Raw genomic sequence first — 21,243 nt, 5'->3', positions numbered from 1 at the left:
GTGGTGTATTTCACAGAGAGCTATTTAACAGCTTCTTCAAGTTCTTTCTTCAGCTCTGCGCCGCCCAGCGACATGAAATCACTCATCTCACGTTCATATACTGCATCGAATTCTTCAGGCTTTGCCATCGCTGTTTTTACTATGATGACATCCAGCTTGTCTTTGAGTGCAGTGCTGTATTTCATCTCCGCCCCAATCGGTTTATCAAAAATAATTGGTCCTACCGTGTCGGTGTTGGCAATATCAATGGACTGTTTCAGCATCTCCTGATTATTCTGCGGGAAACCCAGAATCCATGCTTTTTCGTTCGTTGCCTGATCACCAATATTTTTACCATTGGAGATAATAGCTGTATCCCCTGCATTGAACAGACGATCCTTCGCTTCCTGGGATGCATCTTCCTTCACGACCGGAATACCATCTACCAGATCATAGTTCTCGCCTTCCACACCACTGTAGATATCAATCAGATTATTGTCAGAGGCCATCCAGTCCAAATATTTAATCGCTTCCACAGAACGTTTGCTGCTCTTCGGAATCATAATGTACATCCCGTTTGTTCCATAGCGGGACTTGATGTGTTTGTTGTCCGCATTCGGATTAGTGTACACATCAACCGGCTGTACTTTGCTGTCTTTCACATTTTTGTGCAAATTATCCATCGTACCGTCACCATAGAACATGGCATCGACATCTTCAGACCAGTAACCCACATTGCCATTCTGTATATCTTTGCCTAACTGCGTTTTATCCTCATCCAAGCTGAAGTCTTTACTGATCAGCCCTTCATTGTAGAGCTTGTTCAGGAATTTCATTGAATCCTTGAATCCCTCATGAAGCGGCAATTCATACCGTTGACCATAAGTAAGATCTCCACTGACAGGTTTGATGAATGAGTATATCAGTGTTTCATACTGAGCCGGAGCCAGTGCCATGCCCATTGGGATGTTCTTGCTGCCGAGCTGGCCAGGATCTTTCTCTTTAAACGCTTTTAACGTTGTATACAATTCATCGGTTGTCTTCGGCACGGGCATTCCCAGTTTATCGAGCCAGTCCTGACGAATATAGGAGCTGTATCGACCTGTAATGGCACGTTTACCCGGAACGGCGAACTGTTGCCCTTCCACTTGCCCAAACTTTAATGTATCTTCACCCAGGAACTTCTTCAGATTCGGTCCATACTGATCGATCAGTTCACCGACATCTGTCAATCCGCCCTGTTGGGCATAGCGATAAAACACGCTGGAGTCATAAACAAAGACAATATCAGGGACATCTGTGTTGCTAGCCATCAAGACATTCAGCTTGGTAACTTCCTCGGAACGCTGAACGGGTACGAACTGTACATCAATGTTGTTGGGATCGCCGAACTTCTCCTGAATCATTTTAGATAGATAGTTGTTCGTAATTGTGTACGGCGAGGGGCTGTTACCACGATCAAAAATCTCCACCTTTAAGGTAACGCGCTCACCCTTACCTGATGCACCGCCTTCTGCTGATTCTTGATTCGATCCAGACGAGCATCCCGCAAGCAAAGACACTCCCATTACCATCGTAAGCGCCAATCCCATCCATTTCTTGAGACTCCCTTTAGTTGCTTTTCTTGTCATTTTGTCATCCCCTTTGGCTATGCGTGAATGTTTAAAGCTTGCCCAGAGTATTCCACATCATTGCGTACTCTTGCAATAAACTCGTTTCGTAAACGCTTACATACGGATAATGGTTTATCTCCAGTGACGTTTTTCGTATACTGACCATTTTCTGCACAGCCCTGTTAAGGCCCGTAGAGCCTTAGTCCTCGCCATTCAAGCATCCTCCTGCCAGGTTCAACCGCGGCCTATGCCAATAAACCATTTTCAGACACTGACTATATTCGTAAAAGGGCCAAAAACAGGCGTAAATCAGTGGGCTCTTGCATAGACACAGGTTTCCTTTTGGCTTCAGGTTTACACTCGTAGCAAAAAGGTGGACTCCTGCACGGCTTCTCCTGAGAAAAGTCTGCATGAATTCCACCCATCGCTTGGCATAATGTAATGTGAAGCTAGAGTCTATGATTATGACTCGGTTTCGTGATGCTCACGTTTCAAACGTCGATAGTCTCCCGGTGTAATACCCATAACCCGTTTGAATACACGTCCCAAGGTAATTCCATTGGCATATCCCACCTTCAAGGCAATGTCCTGAAGCGAAAGATCCGTTTTCCGCAAAAGACGCTCCGTTTCCTTCATCCGCAAATCTGTAAGGAAGTCTACAAATTTCATATTGAACTCTGTCTTGAACAAATAACTTGCATGTTTGCCGGTAATCTGGAATCGATCGCTTAGATGCTTCAGGGAAAGGTCGGGATTCGCAAACTGTTCTTCGATATAGTTCTTCATTTCATTGACCATCGCTTTATAGCTTTTGGTCTCGGTTGCCGATACATACGTTCTGAACAGATCCGTTAGGCCATCAAACAGAATATCTTTGACATCCTCAAGCGTATCCGCCTCTTTCATCAGCATCAATTGCTTGTTTATGTTATCCTCTGACAAATCCTCTTGCAGCTTTTCAGACATGACCGCCACTTCCCGACTAAGCATCTGTAGCATCGCCCGAACCAAGGAATGAATGTCATCATCCGGGAGCTTATCACGTTCAAAACCCGCGAAGATCTCCTCCAGTTGATCACGCCATTGACTGCTCGACATCCGAAACCTTTTGACAAAATCTGCAATCATCTGCAAATACGTATACGTTTCAAGCAGCTGCTGCTGGGTTTCTCCATATCCGGCCACGGCCACATCCCCATCCCTCAGCAATTTGCGGTGCATGACCGTCTCAGCCGCGACATATGATTCCCGAATGACCTTGATCCCATCTGCGATCGGTCCGATACCGAAACTCAATGATATCCTCAGATTCTGCTCAACCCAGGACCGACATTCCTCTGCAACCAGGAGGATCTGCTCAGTCATGTCCGGGTTATGGTCTGTGGATAGGAAAAGGATGGCAATCTGATCCGAGCTGATCCATTCTGTCCAGCATTGCATGCCCGCATTGCGTGAGAGCTCTTGCAGAACGTTCATTAGCGCAAATTTGAGTGTATTCTGCTCACCTCTCGTAAACCGTTCCTGGAATCCCTTCTCATATCGATTGATCTCACCAACCACAACGGCGAAGCATGATGAAGCTTCAACTCCCGTTAACGGTGATAGATCCTTTAGTCGCTCTACCGCATGATCCAGATTCTCCCCATTCAACAGATCGTTAAACAGTTTGCTGCGTTGCAGCAGTACATTTTCTCTGCTCTTCTTATCCGAATCCATCATATGGTTGATCAGATTCTCCAGCACACCATCAATCAATTTCATCTCATCGGTGCGAGAGCCGGACTGTTCCAGCACCCGAATCTGATGGGCCTCTATTCGATTCATAATAATTTGAATAGGTTTATAGTTGCGACGGGTGATATAGATGATGTAGACAACAGCGCAGATGACTGTCACAATCGCAATGACAACCCACACATAGGAAACCACTGAGACCCAGCCATAAAGGTTGCCCTCCTTGATTCCACTGGAGATCGTCCAACCCAATCGTTCCAATGAGAGTCTGTTTAGCTCTTGTCCATCTTCACTGCCTTCACGATCTGAATGCGCATTGTACACAACCTGACCATCTTGGTCATATATCGTCATGAAGGAAAGCTGTCCATTGACCATACTATCAATACTTTGCTCGACACTGCTCATCTTGATATTGATTACAAGTACTCCGTCCGAGCCAAAAGGCAAAGGCATATCCTTATTTACCGTCAACACCCGAATAGGCATACGCTGATTAACCCCTGCATCGTATTCCCGGACAGGCTGCCAGCCTGGAGTAAGGGAGCCGGAATTAATCCGGTCGATCCACACTTTGTCTGAAAAGCTGTCCATATCCTTGGAACCGCTCAATGTTAAAACGCTTTCATTTTTCTTGTCATATAAATAAATGGACTGAATCCAAGAGTTAGCACTTGTCAGCTCACGCAAGCTCTGTGCAATGCTGTATACCGTCTCTTTACCTGTCTGATGTTGGCTGTTGAAATATAGCTTGTAAGCCTGATCGTTCTGTACCGCCTCCAATACCGATAGCTCAATCCCCCTGACCGTCCGATCCAGACTGTCCACGAGATAACTGGAGGAGATGCGGTCTGCTTTCCTTGTTTCTTCCCTGGAGATGTCATTAATGAAAACAAAAGCGATAAAAATGAGTACGGTCATGGTAAGGAAGAAAATAGGAAAATACGAAAACAGTAACCGATAATACCAAGTACGGGACAATAGACCCCACTCCTCACTCCACGACGCCGCTGTATGTCTGCCGTGGTTCTACTGTTCATTACATCATCTCTGAAATTGAAATACCCACATAACACATTACCATATACAATTTGATGTTATTATAGCACAAGCCGCCGACCAGCAAAGCATGGAATCGTTTACCTGCTTCTCACTCATCTACCCGCTATACTACATACAATATAAAAAAACCGTGTTGAGCAGCAAACTACTCAAACACGGAACATTAAATCTGGATTAGCACACTCTGTGTTACATGGTTAGATGCCGGAATCTTTAAACAGTGTCGCCATGGAGCCACCATCCACAATAATGCGAATAGCACTTGCAAGCATCGGAGCCACTGGTAACACCTTGAAGCATTCGGGATGGTCGTCTGGCAGCGCTATCGAGTCCGTGACCACCACTTCAGCGATGGAAGGATGATTCAGCTTGCCTAATGCTCCGTCGGAGAACAGCCCATGTGTTGCGCATACGTATACATTTTTGGAGCCGCGCTCCTTCAATCCTTCAACCACATTGAGAATGGTAGTTCCGGTATCAATCAGATCCTCAATAATAATCGGGGTCCGACCCTCCACATCCCCAATGACATGCGTAATGATTGATTCGTTATGGCTTGGCCGCTTCTTGATCATGATGGCAAATGGGGAGTCCAGACGATTCGCCAGTTTCTCCGCCATCGATGCTCGCCCCGCATCAGGAGAGACAACCACCGGATTTTCAATCCCCTTGCTCAGCAAATAGTCACTAATAAGATCCAATGATGTCATATGATCCACTGGAATATTGAAGAATCCCTGAATTGCTGCTGCGTGCAGATCAATGGTTACTACCCGGTTCGCTCCGGCGGTAGTCAACACATCTGCAACCATCTTGGCCGAAATTGGCTCGCGCGGGGCGGATTTACGTTCCTGACGGGCATATCCGTAGTAGGGAACAATAATATTTACTGTGCGGGCAGAAGCCCTTTTGGCTGCATCAATCATGACGAGCAGTTCAACAAACAACTCATTGATCGGATGAGATAATGATTGTATCAGAAACACATCACAGTTGCGGATCGTTTCTTCGTAGTGAACGTATATTTCTCCGCTCTTGAACCGGGACAGTTTGATCTTGCCTAGTTGTACGCCCAGCTTGTCGCATACCTGTTCTGCCAGCTTAGGGTTCGATGAACCGGAAAAAATACGTAACGAATGCTGCATAATGCCCTCCCGAGGGTTGAAGTCCCTATATAATCCCTTATCTACAAGGTTATTTCCTACCCTCATTATACTCCACTGTTCTATACATTTAAAGAAAGGAACGAACGTTGGCGGCCTTCAAAAACAGCGACCTCCGTGCAGCCCAGTTCACGCAGGAGTGCCTCGGCTTCTGGCAGGTAATCCCCCAGTTTCAGTGGATCGTGTGCATCGGAACCAAGTGTCAGCGGAATCCCCAATTGGATGGCCTCCGTTAACATCCGGCGGCCAGGGAACATCTCTGCGCATGGCTTTGATAATCCTGATGCATTGAGCTCCATGGCACAGCCACTCTTTGCGATGGCTTGCAGTGCTGCATTTTCCAGGGCTATACGCTCTCCCGTCTGCTCTGGTGCTGGAGTAAAGCCAAAACGTTTGATCACATCCGTATGGCCCATAATATCGTACATTCCTGTAGCTGCGGCTTTGCTCACGGCATCATAGTACTGACGATAGACTTCCAGTACGTCTTTACCCTCCCAATGATGGGTCTGGCGAAAATCCGTAATGTCCCATTCTCCGAGAAAATGAACGGATCCAATCACATAGTCCCATGGATACCGTTCAATAATGGCCCGAATTTCGGTTTCCCAGCCTTCTATATAGTCTCCTTCGAGACCAACACGTACATCGATCTGACCGCGGTACCGCTCCTTCAGAGAGAAACACTCTTCCACATAACGTGGCAGCTCGTCCATCGGCATTGCCATCTCAGGATAATAATGAGCGGGGTCTACATGCAGCAAAGGCATATGATCCGACAGCCCAATCTGCGACAGGCCAATTTCCACCCCACGCTGCACATACGCCTCCAACTTGCCAACGGCATGACCACACCGCTCATGGTGTGTATGATAGTCTATGCGCACAGGCCTCGCCTCCTAATCGCGGCGAGGCCGCTCGTGGCGACGGCTCAGCTCTGACATGATGTCATCCAGCGGCAGCTTGCGCTCTTGCAGCAGCACGAGCAAGTGGTACATCAGGTCACTGACCTCAAGACGAAGCTCGTCATTGTCTTTATTTTTGGCGGCGATGATCGTCTCGGACGCTTCTTCACCGATTTTTTTCAGTATTTTATCTACGCCCTTATCAAACAAATACGTCGTGTATGCACCTTCCGGACGCTCGCGTTCACGCTCTGCAATCACAGATTCCAGTTCAGCCAGTACTTCAAAACGACTTTCCGAGCTGGAACTTGCAGAAGTAGTTCTTTCTGAAGCACTGTCTGCCGAATTCTCTGGCAAGCCTATGATCTCATTATGGAAACAAGTCACTTCTCCTGTATGACAAGCAGGTCCGTTCGGCTTCACTTCAACCAGCAAGGTGTCGCCATCACAATCGTATTTCAATGAAGTAATCGTCTGTACGTTGCCTGAAGTTGCCCCCTTGTGCCACAGCTCTTGACGCGAACGTGACCAGAACCACGTTTCACCCGATTCGAGCGACAATTTCAGGGATTCCCGATTCATATAAGCCATCATCAGCACTTGACGAGTCTCTGCATCCTGAACAATGGCAGGTACCAACCCATCGCTCCACCGAATGTGCTCCACAACCTGTTCCAAGGATAGCCTTTCCTTGATCTCATTACTTACGTTAGTCACGGATCTCCACCCCTTGTTCTCTCAAATGTTGTTTTAACGCCGGAACGGCGATTTCTTTGTAATGGAATATCGTTGCTGCTAGACCTGCATCTGCCTTGCCTGTCGTGAACACATCATAGAAATGGGATTCCTTACCCGCACCGCCCGAAGCGATGACCGGAATGCGTACGGATTCGGATACCGCTGCGGTCAGCTTCAGATCAAAACCATCCTTCGTTCCGTCCGCGTCCATACTAGTTAGCAAAATTTCCCCAGCCCCTAATGTCTCCGCCTGTTTAACCCACTCCAGTGCCTTGATCCCTGAAGGTTTACGCCCCCCATGCGTATAGACTTCCCACTCGCCCCATGCCTCATTGTACTTCGCGTCTACTGCCACCACGATACACTGGGAGCCAAAGCGACGTGCCCCGTCTGCAATCAGCTGAGGATTAAGCACGGCCGCCGTATTTACCGCAATCTTGTCTGCTCCTGCACGCAGAATGCGCTTCATGTCTTCCACCTTGGAGATCCCTCCACCCACGGTAAAAGGAATAGCGATCTCGCCTGCGGTTTGCCGCACCACTTCTTCCATCGTTTCGCGGCCTTCCACCGAAGCGGAGATATCGAGAAATACCAGTTCGTCCGCGCCCTCGCGGTCATACAGCGCCGCCAGCTCCACCGGATCACCCGCATCGCGGAGATTGACGAAGTTAACGCCTTTGACAACCCGGCCGTCCTTCACGTCCAGACAAGGAATGATTCTTTTTGCCAGCATGCTCCTCTTCCTCTCTCCTGATGATCGTTAACGTGCACATGTTTAATTGAACATATATAGTACTGCTATTATTTATTTACAGCACGAACCGCTTCGGACAGATCAATGCTGCCAGTATACAGTGCTTTGCCCACGATTGCTCCTCCGATACCATCTTCCGCATGCTTGCTCAAACGAAGCAGATCATCCATCACACTAACTCCCCCGGAAGCAATCACCGTACGACCACTCGCCTTCGCAAGAGAAACAATCGCTTCGACGTTAGGACCCTGCATCATGCCATCACGGGAAATGTCAGTGAAAATGAAGGTTTCCGCACCGAATGCCGCCAGCTCTTTCGCCAGTACCTCAGCCTGTACCTCCGATGTCTCCAGCCAGCCTCGTGTCGCTACATATCCGTTGCGCGCATCGATACCAATAGCTACTTTATCTCCATACCTTCCCAGCACTTCTTCCGTGAAGGCACGATCCTCAATAGCTGCTGTCCCGATAATAAGTCGACTCACACCGAGACTCAGCAAACGTTCCACATCAGCTACTGTACGAAGACCTCCACCAACCTGAACAGGTACGTTAACGGCCGAAGCAATTCGACCAATCAGCTCGTCGTTAACGGGATGTCCTGCTTTTGCACCGTCCAGATCCACCAGATGAACGTATGTACCGCCTTGCTTTTCCCAGGAAAGGGCAACTTGAACCGGGTCATCGTTATATACCGTCTCCTGATTATAATCTCCCTGCACCAGTCTTACACATTTGCCGTCCCGGATATCAATTGCCGGATATATGATAAAAGATGACATACAAGGCCTCCTGAAAATATTCATATTTGTGCTCTATATAAATTGAACTTAAGAATATTTACACTTGCCACTCCGATGACAGGACAACCTTCCGATCGCTGTTATCCCCAGATTTTTTTGAATCCCTTATTTAAAGGGGAACATCCGGGGATAAAGGGGAAGTGTATGCTTCCGATGGAGCTTTCTTTTAGAAAGCTTTTAGCTCCGCTTCTTCAGGTTATTTCTGTCCTCTCCGTTATCGTGTAAATGTTTAGTTCAATTTATATAGATTAGATTTTATATAAGTTTAGCTACGTAGTTACTTTACAAGGTTTTATTTGAAAAATCATATGATCCCGAATTATGATTTCGCCTTCGATCCAGTCAATGCCAGAAAGTTTCCAAGCAGCTTCATACCGAGTTCTCCGCTCTTCTCCGGGTGGAACTGCATGCCGAAGTTCGAGCCTCTGCCAACAATCGCTGTAACCGGATGTCCGTAATCCGTCACGGCCAATAGATCGCTTTCCACTTGAGTACGAGCATGATAGGAATGGACAAAATAGACATGACCTGCTTCCAGCCCCGCGAATAGCGGATTTTCCGGGTGCAGGAACTCCAATCGATTCCAACCCATATGCGGAACCTTTAATTCTCCAGGTGCGAATCGCACCACTTTACCCGGCATAATATTCAGTCCTTCATGCTCGCCATGCTCCTCACTTGAGCTGAACAACAACTGCATGCCCAGACAGATCCCAAGGAGCGGTTTTGTTCCCTCAGCCGCCTCCTTCACTACTGCGTCCAATCCACTCTCCCGCAAGTGTACCATGGCATCGCCAAATGCACCCACACCTGGCAGAATCACTCCATCTGCACCAAGAATAGCATCCCGGTCACCTGTAACCAGCGTTTCGTAGCCAAGACGTTCGACCGCTTTGCCGACGCTGTGCAGGTTCCCCATACCGTAATCGACAATTGCAATCGCCATCGTCTACAGCACTCCCTTCGTGGAAGGCACACCTGTTACACGTGGATCAATCGTTGTCGCTTCATCCAGCGCGCGACCCAATGCTTTGAATATCGCCTCGATCATGTGATGCGTATTTTGTCCGTAGTGCACAATAACGTGCAATGTAATGCGTGCTTCCAGTGCCAGTTTCCACAGGAACTCATGTACCAGCTCGGTTGAGAAGCTGCCCACTTGCTGGGACGGGTATTGTGCACGGTACTCAAAGTGAGGGCGGTTACTGACATCAATGACGACCTGAGCGAGAGCCTCATCCATCGGCACAAATACACTGGCATAACGCTTGATGCCCCGCTTGTCACCCAATGCTTCACGAAGAGTCTGTCCCAGACAGATCCCTATATCCTCCACCGTGTGGTGGTCATCAATATCAACATCGCCGCGCGCCTGTACGTTCAAGTCGAATTGTCCATGCTTTGTGAACAGATCGAGCATATGATTCAGGAAAGGTACGTCCGTTTCAATCTCGGATTGCCCGGTTCCATCTACGGTAAAAGAAAGCTGAATATTCGTTTCATTTGTTTTACGATCTACCTCTGCTTGACGTACAGCACCTTTATTCTGAAGGTCCAAACCATTATTCTGCTTATCCATTATCCGCTTCCGCCTTTCCTTCCTGTTCTAGCCGTACAGCGATCGCACGGGCGTGTCCTTCGAACCCTTCATGCCGGGCCAGCTCTATAATTGCCGCTCCGTTTTGGAGCAACGCTTCCTTACTGTAATAAATCAAACTCGATTTTTTGATAAAATCATCCACGTCCACAGGTGAACTGAATCGGGCCGTTCCATTGGTCGGAATAATATGATTCGGTCCGGCAAAATAATCCCCTACCGGCTCCGAACTATACGGGCCAAGGAAGATCGCTCCGGCATTTTCAATCCGGCCAACATGAGCCATGGGCTCCTGCACCATGATCTCCAGATGCTCCGGTGCAAGCCGGTTCACCACATCGATTCCCTCATCGATGGAATCGACCACAATAATCGCGCCATGCTGCTCCACCGAGGCAGCTGCGATATCACGACGCGGCAGCTCCTCAAGCTGGCGCTGCACTTCGGCCTGCACGGCTTCCGCCAGCACGGCCGAAGTCGTGACGAGAATGGCCGACGCCATCTCGTCATGCTCCGCCTGCGACAGCAGGTCGGCGGCGACATACACCGGGTTCGCCGTATCATCGGCGAGTACCACAATCTCACTCGGCCCTGCGATACTGTCGATATCGACCGCGCCGTACACCTCGCGCTTCGCGAGTGCCACGTAAATATTGCCCGGTCCACAGATCTTGTCGACCGGGGCAATGCTCTCCGTGCCGTAAGCGAGGGCGGCGATTGCCTGTGCGCCGCCAACTCGGTACATCTCGCTCACGCCCGCTTCCGCAGCAGCCACGAGAATGTACGGGTTAATGCCTTCGCCGCCATTGGTAGACGGCGGCGTCACAAGTACAATCTCCGGCACGCCTGCCACCTGTGCCGGAATCACATTCATCAGCACCGACGAAGGGTACGCTGCTTTGCCGCCAGGCACATAGACGCCTACCCGCTTCAGCGGCCTTATCACCTGGCCCAGCAGACTGCCGTCTGGCTGCCAATCCATCCACGAGTTGCGTTTCTGCTTCTCATGAAACGCACGAATGTTGGCGGCGGCTTGCCGAATCGCCGTCACGAAGGAAGGCTCCACGGCTGCATAAGCCGCCTGAAGCTCTTCCTGCGGCACGCGAAGCCCCGCAGCCGTCAGCTTTGTGCGGTCGAGCTGCTCCGTGTAGCGCAGCAGTGCTGCATCTCCTTCCCGACGAATGTCGCTGACAATGCGCCGTACCGCTTCATTTTGCTCCGGCGTACCATACTCGACTTCCCGCTTCAGATCAAATTCCCGTGCAGGTACAATTTTCATGCGTACAACCTCCCTATCCCCTTTAGTGCCTGTGATGCCTCAAATACCCAATTATGCTATATGATCAAACGTCCATTCGTTACTTCCATTCCATCTTGTCCGCTGCATTTATCCCCTAAGAATTCCCGCCGACACTTCATCCGATGCTGGAATGACTTGTTGGAGAGCATCGCATAACGCCTGAATCCGTGCATTCTTCATCCGATAGCTTACCCGGTTGGCAATAAGGCGGCTCGTGATATCCAGAATACCCGTCATCTCAACGAGTCCGTTCTCGCGCAGCGTCTGTCCTGTCTCCACCAGATCGACGATTCGATCAGCCAAACCAATCAGCGGTGCAAGTTCGATGGACCCATTCAGCTTGATCACTTCTACCTGTTGTCCCTGCTCACGGAAATATTGGGAAGCGATTCTCGGGTACTTTGTTGCTACCCGCTGTTGAATGCCAGGCGTCCAGTCGGGTAGCCCAATAACAGACATGCGGCACTGTGCGATGCCCAAGTTCAACAATTCGTACACATCCCGATTTTCCTCAAGCAGCACGTCTTTGCCCACAATGCCAATATCTGCTACACCGTATTCTACATACGTTGGGACGTCTACCGGCTTCGCCATGATGAACTCCATCCCGGCTTCCGGTACTTCAATGACCAGCTTGCGCGTATCGTCCACGTCCACGGGAATATCGAGCCCTGCTTCGCGGAACAATTTGGAGGCTTTCTTGTAGATTCGGCCCTTCGGCATCGCAACCTTCAAAATATCGGACATCTCAGCGTTCCCCTCCCTTTTCAGGTCCGAACGTGATAACCTGCTCAGCCTGTATCGACTTGTTGCCTGTTAGAGCTCCAACGTTTGTTGTACTCGTCTCTGCTCCATCTTCAGGAAGGAGAAACGTGACTACATTGTGCCCGCTACTGCGGAGTCTTGCTGCTTCCGTTAGAGCCTCGGCTCGGCATTCCGACGTATATTGAATACGCACAGGTTTCTTTTCTTCTATTGTAATACCGTGAACACCATCGATAATCCGGTTCGTTTTGAGCGCAAACCCTGTAGCTGGTAATGACCGACCAAACTGCTGTAACAGATTGTCATATCGCCCGCCACTGCATACCGGGGACCCAAGTTCTGCTGCATACCCTTCAAACGTCATGCCTGTATAATAGGAGAAATCACCAATCATCGTCAGATCAATCAACACATGTTCAGACACACCGTACGCTTCCAACACTTCGAATACAGCACACAGATGTGCAATGGATTGCGCTGCCTCAGCACTTGAGCTCAGCTCTGTTGCATGGGTGCACACTTCTTTACCGCCACGCAGACGCAAAATTGCTTCAAGCTGCTCCTTTAGTTTGGGCTCCAGATTCAATGCTTCAATGGATTGACGATAGCCGACATAATCACGTCCGAGCAACCCTTCTTTCAGCTGCTCCTGTTGTACGGTTTGACCTGGAATGACCTCTTCCAGCAACCCATTCAGGAATCCCATATGACCCATCGCAATTTTAAAGGAAGCTACGCCCGCTGCCTGCAAAGAAGCAATCGCAAGTGCTACAACTTCTGCATCTGCCTCTGGTGAATCATCACCAACCAGCTCTACACCCGTTTGAAAAAATTCTGCCTCACGTCCCGCTTCCTCTTCAATGGAACGAAACACATTCGCATGATAGGACAGACGCAGCGGTAGTTCTTCATCTTTCAGCAAAGAAGAAACGACCCGTGCAATCGGAGCCGTCAGATCCGATCTTAGCACAAGCGTAGTACCCCGGCTGTTCAGCAATTTAAACAGTTTGCGATCCGATGTGGAGCTTGCAACCCCTACAGTATCGTAATATTCAATCGTTGGCGTAATGATTTGACGGTAACCCCAGCGTTCCATGCATTCCAGTACATTCCGCTCAATGGTTCGCAGCTTGGTCACCACAAGTGGTGTGTAGTCACGAAAACCTGTCGGTTTTTCAAAGCCTTTTGGTTTGGACATTGGTATTATTCACCCCGAGTCAGTAATTTAAGATTGTTAGACGTTCTATTTCAAACAGGATTTATGTAGTGTAAATCCCCATTCTATCTTGTAACCGATCTCTCATTGTTGCTGCCAGGCAGCCCTCAGAACGTATTAAGTCAGTGTTCATTTATGCTTCTTTTTACTTCATTTCCATCTCGATTCTTTAACATGGTAAAGTGCTAACAAACTAAAGGATATGGGATATGATAACATGAATGACTATCCATCGTCAACAATACGACCTCTTAAGTGAACTTGGCACAGATTCTCCATTTTGATCCCATTGCTGAAGAATAATCTATTTTCCGATACTAAAAAAAGCTGCCATCAGCAGCTTCCTTATTCCAGCCCGTTCAACGTATTGCTTGTCCTTTGACTGATCACATTCAAGTTAATTTCCGTATCCTTGTTAATCTTCTTTCAGATGTTTCTTTGATCTGTTTCCGATATGTCCTTAAAATCTTTCCCGCAATGTCTGTCTTCACCTGTTCTTGATTGCTTATGATGAGTCTCCTACTCCAATGTTCCCGGAACAGATGGTTCACTCTTTACGCTAATCTCCTCCGTTGAAGCATTCGAGCGAGACAGATCACGAAGTGGATTCCCTCCAACAAAGGCCCCCGGAGCAACATCCTTATGAACAACCGATCCTGCGGCTACCACCGCATTATCCCCGATGGTCACACCCGGCAAGATCGTTGAATTGGCACCGATCAGCACATTCTCCCCGATAATTACCTCACCGAGTCTGTACTCCTTAATGAGATACTCGTGAGCCAAGATCGTGGTGTTGTAACCAATCACGGAATTCTCGCCTACCGTAATTTTCTCTGGAAAGAATACATCCACCATCACCATCAATCCAAATGCCGTATGTTTACCAACCTTCATGCCAAGCATGCGACGATAGATCCAGTTCTTGACCGATAAAATCGGGCAGTACCGTGACAACTGAATCCAGATGAAATTGCGCACACCTTTCCATGGACTCACTGTCTTGTAGATATGCCAAAGTGCATTATGGCCTTCTACTGGATAGCGTGTTACCTTTCTCATGAACGTCCCGTTTCAATAAGCGTAAGCAAGTCCTTCATGTCGTGCAAAATATAATCCGGTTTATATTCGCTCAGTACGGCTTCTCCCTTAAGGGACCAGGCCACACCTGCAGCCAACGCTCCCGCGTTCTGCGCCGATTGAATATCAACCGGACTGTCACCCACCATCAATGTTTTGGCAGGATCTGCACCCAACTCTTGGATCGCTTTCAAGACAGGTTCAGCATGCGGTTTGGGATGGATCACATCGGTAACCGTCACTATCGATTTCATATACTTCATCAAGTCGAAACGCTCCAGCACCTTGAGTGTGGATGGGCGAATCTTGGTCGTGACCACACCCATCACAATTCCTGCCTGATGAAGGGCTTCAATGACCTCAATGACGTGTGGAAATGGCTGCACCATCGCATCGTGATGCACATCATTGTATGCCCGATATCCTTTTACATACTCGGCAACATCCTCTTTCCCTGAGAATGTACGCATCTGATTCTCCAGTGTCCCCCCCATATGAGGGATGATCTGTTCCCGCGTCCACGGTGTGGACACCTGCAGATCCTCCATAACGTGAAGGAAAGAGCTGATAATCAGCTCATTGGTATCAATAATCGTTCCATCCAGATCAAACAAAACCGTGTTAATCATGCTGCATTACTCCTTTTTCTCTTCAGCTTGCTTAGGTTGCTCTTTGGCCGGCTCTGGAGTTACCGCGTCTTCTTTACCTGCAACCGAACCCGTATGCACCATATCATCTGATGATTCCGAAGGAACTTTGGAGGATACAATCGGATCGCTATAACGCACAACTGCCTTGCCCGTCATTCTTCTCACGACAATGAATACTACCGCAGCAATAATGATGGCAATAGCCAGCAGTTGCGAGATTCTTACATTACCATAGGCTGGATCCAGATAACCTTGCTCGAAGCCCATAGCTGTCATCGGAGACCATAATCCATTAACCAGTGATGCAACCCACTGCGGAGCCTGGAATCCCAGACTATCGGTACGCAGCGCTTCGATAAAGAAACGACCAATGGAGTACCAGATGAAATAGGACATGAACAGCTCACCAGCACGAAGGAACTTCTGCCGACGCAGTACCAGTAACAGGACCAACCCAACAAGACTCCACATCGATTCATACAAGAACGCAGGATGATGGAATACACCTTCCACATTCATCTGATTGACGATAAAGTCTGGCAAATGAAGCTTGTCCCTCAAAAATGATTCTTCCACTGGACCGCCATAGGCTTCCTGGTTTACAAAGTTACCCCAGCGCCCAATCATCTGCCCGACGATAAGTCCAGGTGCACATATATCAGCCATGCGCCAGAAATTATACCCTTTACGACGGAAGAAAATAACTGCACATATGATTGCACCAATCAGTGCGCCGTAAATGGCGATGCCGCCATTCCATATTTTAAAGACATCCCAAAAGTTATCCTTATAATCATCCCATCGAAATGCCACGTAGTATATCCGGGCACCGATAATGGCAGAAGGCACACCAAGCAGAACCATGTCCATGAACACTTCCTGCTGAATGTTGTACCGTTTGCCTTCCCGAATGACGAGCAGCAAACCAACAAGTGCTGCCGTACCGAGAATAAGCCCGTACCAATGAACCTTTAACGCTCCGATGGAGAACGCAATTGGATTCAACAGTAATAATGTATCCATTCATTCACACTCCTATAAATTGACTCATTCAAACGCATGACCAATTGCTACATGTCTCTACCCTTCTAGAAAGGAGTAGTCCTGTAAACAATTGGCCCTTCATTCTACATCGAATTCTTCTTAGTCCATGTCTTCCATATCTTCAGAGATGGTTGCTGTCAGCTTGTTCGTAAATTGCAGCGCAGCATTAAGACCCATCTGTTTCAAGCGATAGTTCATGCCCGCCACCTCAATGATAACAGCCAAGTTCCGACCCGGACGGACAGGGATCGTAACAAGTGGTACATCGGTATCAATGATACGAGTAGTCTCTTCATCCAGACCAAGGCGGTCATATTGCTTATCCTGCTGCCAAGCTTCCAGACGTACAACCAGTGTAATTCGTTTGTTATTACGAACAGCACCCGCTCCAAACAATGTCATGACGTTGATGATACCGACGCCACGGATCTCCAGCAGGTGACGGATCAATTCCGGTGCAGTACCATGCAGCTGAAAATCCGATGTCTGTCGAATTTCTACCGCATCATCGGCAATCAGTCGGTGACCACGTTTCACCAGCTCCAGTGCGGTTTCACTTTTACCAATGCCGCTGCTTCCTGTAATCAACATCCCTACACCATACACATCACAGAGTACACCATGAATCGTTGCTGTAGGCGCCAGTTTCTTCTCCAGGAATCCAGTAATCCGGCTGGATAGAATCGTTGTAGCCATGTTACTGCGAAGTACAGCCAGGTCTTGCTCTTCACTGATATCGATCAATTCTTGTGGTACTTCAAGTCCACGGGTTACAACGATACACGGCGTTTCTTCCGTGCAGAGGCGCTGCATCCGATCGCGGCGCTCATCTTCTGGCAGCATTGCAAAAAAGGCCAGCTCTGTTCTACCAAGCAGCTGTACCCGTTCCTGGGGATGATATTCGAAATAACCGGCCATTTCCAGGCCAGGACGGTTCAAATCGTCTACGGTAATGATTCTCTTCAATCCGTGAGATCCAGAAACAACCTCCAACTGGAATTGTTGTACCAATTCAGATACCTTCACTTTTTTCGCCATTTGTCTCTTCCTTTCAGCATTCGCTGCCCTCTATGTATATCAGCATTAGCGTCATTCCATTTGCATTAATAGCGCATTCATGTTGTTTGTTACAGCATCTAACCTTCAAATAATCTTAAATGAATTCCGGGCTGAATGCAATCTTGGCTTCACTCACCGATGAGTCAAAAAAGCCCCTTCCAGCAATAACGGAAGGGGCTCAGATTACAATGTATGATTGCGTTAACTGACAGATTCCATCGTTACCGATGAATCTCAGTGCTATTAGTCTTGAAGAAGAACGTTTACTTCAGTCTCTTTGTCAAAGATATGAACTTTGTTCATGTCAATTGCCATTTTAACTGTGGAACCATCACGAGTGTTGGAACGTCCGTCTACACGTGCGATTGTAGTATCATTACCTACACCGCTCAAGTAGAGGAGCATTTCGTGACCCAAGTTCTCTGTTACGTCTACGTGTGTAGAGAATACAGAGTTCGGGGATGCCTCCAGGAATACTGGCTCTTCGTGAATGTCTTCTGGACGAACACCCAGAATCACTTCTTTGCCAATGTATCCTCTTGATTTCAGCACTTGTGCTTTACCTTGTGGGATTTCAACGTCCACACCAGGGGCTACGAAATGCAGGCTAGCACCTTGCTCAGCCAATTTACCCGAGATAAAGTTCATTGTCGGGGAACCGATGAAACCAGCTACGAACAGGTTAGCCGGGTGGTTGTAAAGCTCTTCGGGAGAAGCTGCTTGTTGGATGATACCATCCTTCATAACAACGATCCGATCACCCATCGTCATTGCTTCGATTTGGTCATGCGTTACGTAGATAACAGTTGTTTCCAAACGTTTCGCAAGCTTAGTGATCTCAGCACGCATTTGACCACGCAGTTTAGCATCCAAGTTGGAGAGAGGTTCATCCATCAAGAATACTTGTGGATCACGGACAATCGCACGTCCCAGAGCCACACGCTGACGTTGACCACCGGACAAAGCCTTAGGTTTACGCTCAAGCAAATGCTCGATATCCAGGATTCTAGCTGCTTCACGTACGCGTTTGTCGATCTCATCTTTTTTCACTTTACGCAATTTCAGACCAAACGCCATGTTTTGGTATACGCTCATATGCGGATACAAGGCATAGGATTGGAATACCATCGCGATATCGCGGTCTTTAGGAGCAACATCATTAACGACACGGTCACCGATATAGAGTTTACCTTCAGAAATTTCCTCAAGGCCTGCGATCATACGCAGTGTTGTCGATTTACCACAACCGGACGGACCTACCAGTACCAGAAATTCTTTATCTTTAATGTCCAGGTTAATATCAACTACTGTTGCTTTATCAGAACCCGGGTATTTTTTGAAAATATGCTCTAAACGTACACCAGCCATGATTATTGCCTCCTCAGAGATCGTTTTGTAATCGAATACATTTTGTAGTTTTATATTAACCCATTTATGTGATGTTTGACTATTCGCAAACTGCACAAAAATATCAGAGCTTTTTCGTCACTTTGTACATAAGCAGCAAAAGCCTTACCAGCACAGCACTTTCGAAGCTTCTCACATCATATCCAATCTCTTGTTTGATCTTATCCAGACGATATACCAAAGTATTTCGATGAATGAAGAGTCGCTTTGCCGTCTCACTGACATTGCAATCCAGATTAAAAAAGGTCTCCAGGGTAGCGAGTGTCTCACTATCACTAAACAACATGGTTCCCTTGCCCGTTTCCTGTATAAAACGGAGACGTTGTTGGTCCGGAATGCTCGCCACCAAACGTTCAAGATGCAGATCCCATGGGAGATGGATATGTTGTACGACATGGAAAGACCTGCCCAAATGAATACTTTCTTGAAGAAGAGCCGTAACGGTCGACAACTGTTCGGCTGGGATGCATGGCAGGGATGCAGACAGATGGAATACACCCGCCCACTCACTGGCTAACAACTCATACAGCCCCTGACAAAAGGCTTTTAGTAAGTCCTTTCTGGCTTCAGTCGTATCGTCCTCAGCTTCACCTGTAACGATCTGTTCATCACCAAGAAATAGCCATTCTTGCTCTCCAACCGGAATCAACATAACGTCTTCACCAAAGTAACTTTCGAGCAACTTGTTCAGTTCCTTGGAACGAATACGATGGGCATCCGGTGTCTCACACTGCAACAAAAATGGAATTTTCTCTGTATTCAATTCACCGGCCAATACAAAATGTTCAGGAACGGATTTCTGTTCGGCTGGGTGTTTGATCTGTTGTCGAAGCCACTGTCCCAATTCAGCGAGCAGCTGTTCTCTATCGTTTTCATATGTTACAGACTGCTCTTCATCTAGCGGCTCCTTGTGACTATTAATGAGAAGTTCAATCAGGCGCTGTACCTCGAGCGTAACAGAGTCGACAGAGCACCCCCAATATAAAATAGTTCCTTCTTGTTCATTCATTCCCACTCTAAAAAATATACGGTCTTCTGTCCGCCAACTGCTCACTTCTGTTACGAAACCATCCCTTCTCACATCATCAACTATGTGGCGATCAGTCTCTGTTGTATCAGAATTAAGAGCGAATGGATTTGTTTTACGATCAATTGAATTCGTTGAAGACCGATTCCATTCTTCTATAGTTATCATGGATTCATGTAATGTAGTACCTAGAATTGCTTCGATTCGTTGTTTTAGATCAGGTATGAGCTTCATATAATGAACGCCACCACTCTGCTTTTTTCTATTATTTTATCATATCTTGAGCAGCATCGCCTTTTTCGTTCCCACTATGGGTTAGCTCCTATGATATTCTCACTACTTACTCTTAAAAAATCATTCAAAGTAAATCAATTTTGCCCTCAGCTATCAATCCATTTAAGATCACAATTCATTTTTTCACAACAAAAAAAGTGATCAATCAAATTAATGATCAATCACTCTTTTCAAAAAGATGAGTCATGAAGGGCTCGAACCTTCGACACCCTGATTAAAAGTCAGGTGCTCTACCAACTGAGCTAATGACTCGTAAAACTGGTGGAGGATGATGGATTCGAACCACCGAACCCGTACGGGAGCAGATTTACAGTCTGATGCGTTTGGCCACTTCGCTAATCCTCCAGGATTACATGGTGGCTCGGGACGGAATCGAACCGCCGACACGAGGATTTTCAGTCCTCTGCTCTACCGACTGAGCTACCGAGCCTTATTTAATTATTGGATTAATGGCGGAACCGACGGGATTCGAACCCGCGATCTCCTGCGTGACAGGCAGGCATGTTAGGCCAACTACACCACGGTTCCAGGCATTAATGGTGCCGGCGAGAGGACTTGAACCCCCAACCTACTGATTACAAGTCAGTTGCTCTACCAGTTGAGCTACACCGGCGTATATGGTGGAGGCTGAGGGGATCGAACCCCCGACCCTCTGCTTGTAAGGCAGATGCTCTCCCAGCTGAGCTAAGCCTCCTGGGTAATATGGTAGCGGCGGAGGGGATCGAACCCCCGACCTCACGGGTATGAACCGTACGCTCTAGCCAGCTGAGCTACACCGCCATATTCATATAATTGATCTTGATTGCTTGTCCATCTTAAGGTAAAGATGGCGGAGAGAGAGGGATTCGAACCCTCGCACCGCTTACGCAGTCTAACCCCTTAGCAGAGGGTCCCCTTATAGCCACTTGGGTATCTCTCCAAATAGACAATCATGAACAATGCTTACAAGGATTGCTCCCTGAAAACTAGATCCGAAACGAAACCTGCGATTAAAACCTGCAACTTGGATAAGCCCTCGACCGATTAGTACTGGTCAGCTCCATGCATTGCTGC

18 protein-coding genes and 8 tRNA genes are annotated in these 21,243 nt (G+C 47.8%); all 26 read right to left on the bottom strand.

From position 1 onward, the window contains the following. Positions 1-20: 20 nt before the first annotated feature. On the bottom strand, positions 21-1,610 hold the full coding sequence (locus ACFTRD_RS29410; protein ID WP_379386176.1) for an extracellular solute-binding protein: 1,590 nt from the start codon (positions 1,608-1,610) through the stop codon (positions 21-23). 444 nt (positions 1,611-2,054) lie between these two features. Beyond that, a complete protein-coding gene (locus tag ACFTRD_RS29405; RefSeq protein ID WP_379386174.1) occupies positions 2,055-4,307 on the bottom strand; it encodes a helix-turn-helix domain-containing protein in 2,253 nt (750 codons plus the stop codon). 278 nt (positions 4,308-4,585) lie between these two features. After that, positions 4,586-5,533 carry a ribose-phosphate diphosphokinase gene (locus ACFTRD_RS29400; protein ID WP_192272373.1) on the bottom strand — a complete coding sequence of 316 codons (948 nt, stop codon included), beginning with the start codon at positions 5,531-5,533 and terminating at the stop codon, positions 4,586-4,588. Positions 5,534-5,613: 80 nt separating this feature from the next. Further along, positions 5,614-6,438 (bottom strand): histidinol-phosphatase HisJ, encoded by an 825-nt coding sequence (gene hisJ / locus ACFTRD_RS29395; protein WP_379386171.1) that lies wholly within the window; start codon positions 6,436-6,438, stop codon positions 5,614-5,616. 12 nt (positions 6,439-6,450) lie between these two features. Further along, entirely contained in the window at positions 6,451-7,173 is a 723-nt protein-coding gene (gene hisIE, locus ACFTRD_RS29390) for a bifunctional phosphoribosyl-AMP cyclohydrolase/phosphoribosyl-ATP diphosphatase HisIE (protein ID WP_379386169.1), read from the bottom strand. Continuing rightward, positions 7,166-7,927 carry an imidazole glycerol phosphate synthase subunit HisF gene (gene hisF / locus ACFTRD_RS29385; RefSeq protein ID WP_062326693.1) on the bottom strand — a complete coding sequence of 254 codons (762 nt, stop codon included), beginning with the start codon at positions 7,925-7,927 and terminating at the stop codon, positions 7,166-7,168. The genes hisIE and hisF overlap by 8 nt, the downstream gene beginning before the upstream one ends. A 68-nt stretch (positions 7,928-7,995) precedes the next feature. Next, positions 7,996-8,730: a 1-(5-phosphoribosyl)-5-[(5-phosphoribosylamino)methylideneamino]imidazole-4-carboxamide isomerase gene (hisA, locus tag ACFTRD_RS29380; RefSeq protein ID WP_379386166.1), complete on the bottom strand. Its 735-nt coding sequence runs from the start codon at positions 8,728-8,730 to the stop codon at positions 7,996-7,998. A 340-nt stretch (positions 8,731-9,070) separates the two neighbouring features. After that, positions 9,071-9,697, bottom strand: coding sequence for an imidazole glycerol phosphate synthase subunit HisH (hisH, locus tag ACFTRD_RS29375; RefSeq protein ID WP_192272365.1), 627 nt, complete (start codon positions 9,695-9,697; stop codon positions 9,071-9,073). A gap of 3 nt (positions 9,698-9,700) precedes the next feature. Next, the gene (gene hisB, locus ACFTRD_RS29370) at positions 9,701-10,330 is read right to left on the bottom strand and encodes an imidazoleglycerol-phosphate dehydratase HisB (protein WP_379386164.1); all 630 of its coding nucleotides are present in this window, start codon (positions 10,328-10,330) and stop codon (positions 9,701-9,703) included. Further along, positions 10,323-11,627 (bottom strand): histidinol dehydrogenase, encoded by a 1,305-nt coding sequence (gene hisD / locus ACFTRD_RS29365; protein WP_379386162.1) that lies wholly within the window; start codon positions 11,625-11,627, stop codon positions 10,323-10,325. Before hisD ends, hisB begins: the two co-directional genes overlap by 8 nt. 108 nt (positions 11,628-11,735) lie before the next feature. Further along, complete coding sequence (gene hisG / locus ACFTRD_RS29360) at positions 11,736-12,395, bottom strand: ATP phosphoribosyltransferase (protein WP_192272361.1); 660 nt, start codon at positions 12,393-12,395, stop codon at positions 11,736-11,738. Position 12,396: 1 nt separating this feature from the next. Then, a complete protein-coding gene (locus ACFTRD_RS29355) occupies positions 12,397-13,611 on the bottom strand; it encodes an ATP phosphoribosyltransferase regulatory subunit (protein ID WP_379386159.1) in 1,215 nt (404 codons plus the stop codon). Between the two features lie 537 nt (positions 13,612-14,148). After that, positions 14,149-14,691, bottom strand: a complete 543-nt coding sequence (locus tag ACFTRD_RS29350; RefSeq protein WP_379386157.1) for an acyltransferase — start codon at positions 14,689-14,691, stop codon at positions 14,149-14,151. After that, a complete protein-coding gene (ppaX, locus tag ACFTRD_RS29345) occupies positions 14,688-15,338 on the bottom strand; it encodes a pyrophosphatase PpaX (protein ID WP_379386155.1) in 651 nt (216 codons plus the stop codon). The genes ACFTRD_RS29350 and ppaX overlap by 4 nt, the downstream gene beginning before the upstream one ends. 6 nt (positions 15,339-15,344) lie before the next feature. Then, positions 15,345-16,382 carry a prolipoprotein diacylglyceryl transferase gene (gene lgt, locus ACFTRD_RS29340; RefSeq protein WP_379386153.1) on the bottom strand — a complete coding sequence of 346 codons (1,038 nt, stop codon included), beginning with the start codon at positions 16,380-16,382 and terminating at the stop codon, positions 15,345-15,347. Between the two features lie 120 nt (positions 16,383-16,502). Further along, a complete protein-coding gene (hprK, locus tag ACFTRD_RS29335) occupies positions 16,503-17,441 on the bottom strand; it encodes an HPr(Ser) kinase/phosphatase (protein ID WP_192272351.1) in 939 nt (312 codons plus the stop codon). 264 nt (positions 17,442-17,705) lie between these two features. Beyond that, entirely contained in the window at positions 17,706-18,830 is a 1,125-nt protein-coding gene (locus ACFTRD_RS29330; protein WP_379386150.1) for an ABC transporter ATP-binding protein, read from the bottom strand. A 103-nt stretch (positions 18,831-18,933) separates the two neighbouring features. Next, positions 18,934-19,878: a PucR family transcriptional regulator gene (locus ACFTRD_RS29325; RefSeq protein ID WP_379386148.1), complete on the bottom strand. Its 945-nt coding sequence runs from the start codon at positions 19,876-19,878 to the stop codon at positions 18,934-18,936. A gap of 491 nt (positions 19,879-20,369) precedes the next feature. Beyond that, positions 20,370-20,442, bottom strand: a tRNA-Lys gene (locus ACFTRD_RS29320). A 7-nt stretch (positions 20,443-20,449) separates the two neighbouring features. Beyond that, positions 20,450-20,535 (bottom strand) — tRNA-Tyr (locus ACFTRD_RS29315). Between the two features lie 9 nt (positions 20,536-20,544). Continuing rightward, positions 20,545-20,620: transfer RNA gene (locus ACFTRD_RS29310), tRNA-Phe, on the bottom strand. A 20-nt stretch (positions 20,621-20,640) separates the two neighbouring features. After that, positions 20,641-20,718 (bottom strand) — tRNA-Asp (locus ACFTRD_RS29305). Between the two features lie 9 nt (positions 20,719-20,727). Further along, a tRNA-Thr gene (locus tag ACFTRD_RS29300) sits at positions 20,728-20,803 on the bottom strand. 5 nt (positions 20,804-20,808) lie between these two features. Next, positions 20,809-20,884, bottom strand: a tRNA-Val gene (locus ACFTRD_RS29295). A gap of 9 nt (positions 20,885-20,893) precedes the next feature. Beyond that, positions 20,894-20,970 (bottom strand) — tRNA-Met (locus ACFTRD_RS29290). Between the two features lie 47 nt (positions 20,971-21,017). Beyond that, positions 21,018-21,109: transfer RNA gene (locus tag ACFTRD_RS29285), tRNA-Ser, on the bottom strand. Positions 21,110-21,243 lie beyond the last annotated feature (134 nt).

Source organism: Paenibacillus sp. NPDC056933 (genome assembly GCF_042674385.1).
GTDB lineage: Bacteria > Bacillota > Bacilli > Paenibacillales > Paenibacillaceae > Paenibacillus.
The sequence above is the reverse complement of the archived record's forward strand: the minus strand, read 5'-3'. Positions and strand labels throughout refer to the sequence as shown.

What these genes read in the sequence shown, in the direction of transcription:
- ACFTRD_RS29410 (WP_379386176.1), bottom strand. Translation starts at nt 1,610, where the DNA reads ATGACAAGAAAAGCAACTAAAGGGAGTCTCAAGAAATGGATGGGATTG.
- lgt (WP_379386153.1), bottom strand. Translation starts at nt 16,382, where the DNA reads ATGGATACATTATTACTGTTGAATCCAATTGCGTTCTCCATCGGAGCG.
- ppaX (WP_379386155.1), bottom strand. Translation starts at nt 15,338, where the DNA reads ATGATTAACACGGTTTTGTTTGATCTGGATGGAACGATTATTGATACC.
- hisB (WP_379386164.1), bottom strand. Translation starts at nt 10,330, where the DNA reads ATGGATAAGCAGAATAATGGTTTGGACCTTCAGAATAAAGGTGCTGTA.
- ACFTRD_RS29355 (WP_379386159.1), bottom strand. Translation starts at nt 13,611, where the DNA reads ATGTCCAAACCAAAAGGCTTTGAAAAACCGACAGGTTTTCGTGACTAC.
- hisD (WP_379386162.1), bottom strand. Translation starts at nt 11,627, where the DNA reads ATGAAAATTGTACCTGCACGGGAATTTGATCTGAAGCGGGAAGTCGAG.
- ACFTRD_RS29350 (WP_379386157.1), bottom strand. Translation starts at nt 14,691, where the DNA reads ATGAGAAAGGTAACACGCTATCCAGTAGAAGGCCATAATGCACTTTGG.
- ACFTRD_RS29330 (WP_379386150.1), bottom strand. Translation starts at nt 18,830, where the DNA reads ATGGCTGGTGTACGTTTAGAGCATATTTTCAAAAAATACCCGGGTTCT.
- hisF (WP_062326693.1), bottom strand. Translation starts at nt 7,927, where the DNA reads ATGCTGGCAAAAAGAATCATTCCTTGTCTGGACGTGAAGGACGGCCGG.
- hisH (WP_192272365.1), bottom strand. Translation starts at nt 9,697, where the DNA reads ATGGCGATTGCAATTGTCGATTACGGTATGGGGAACCTGCACAGCGTC.
- ACFTRD_RS29400 (WP_192272373.1), bottom strand. Translation starts at nt 5,533, where the DNA reads ATGCAGCATTCGTTACGTATTTTTTCCGGTTCATCGAACCCTAAGCTG.
- ACFTRD_RS29325 (WP_379386148.1), bottom strand. Translation starts at nt 19,878, where the DNA reads ATGAATGAACAAGAAGGAACTATTTTATATTGGGGGTGCTCTGTCGAC.
- hisA (WP_379386166.1), bottom strand. Translation starts at nt 8,730, where the DNA reads ATGTCATCTTTTATCATATATCCGGCAATTGATATCCGGGACGGCAAA.
- hisG (WP_192272361.1), bottom strand. Translation starts at nt 12,395, where the DNA reads ATGTCCGATATTTTGAAGGTTGCGATGCCGAAGGGCCGAATCTACAAG.
- hprK (WP_192272351.1), bottom strand. Translation starts at nt 17,441, where the DNA reads ATGGCGAAAAAAGTGAAGGTATCTGAATTGGTACAACAATTCCAGTTG.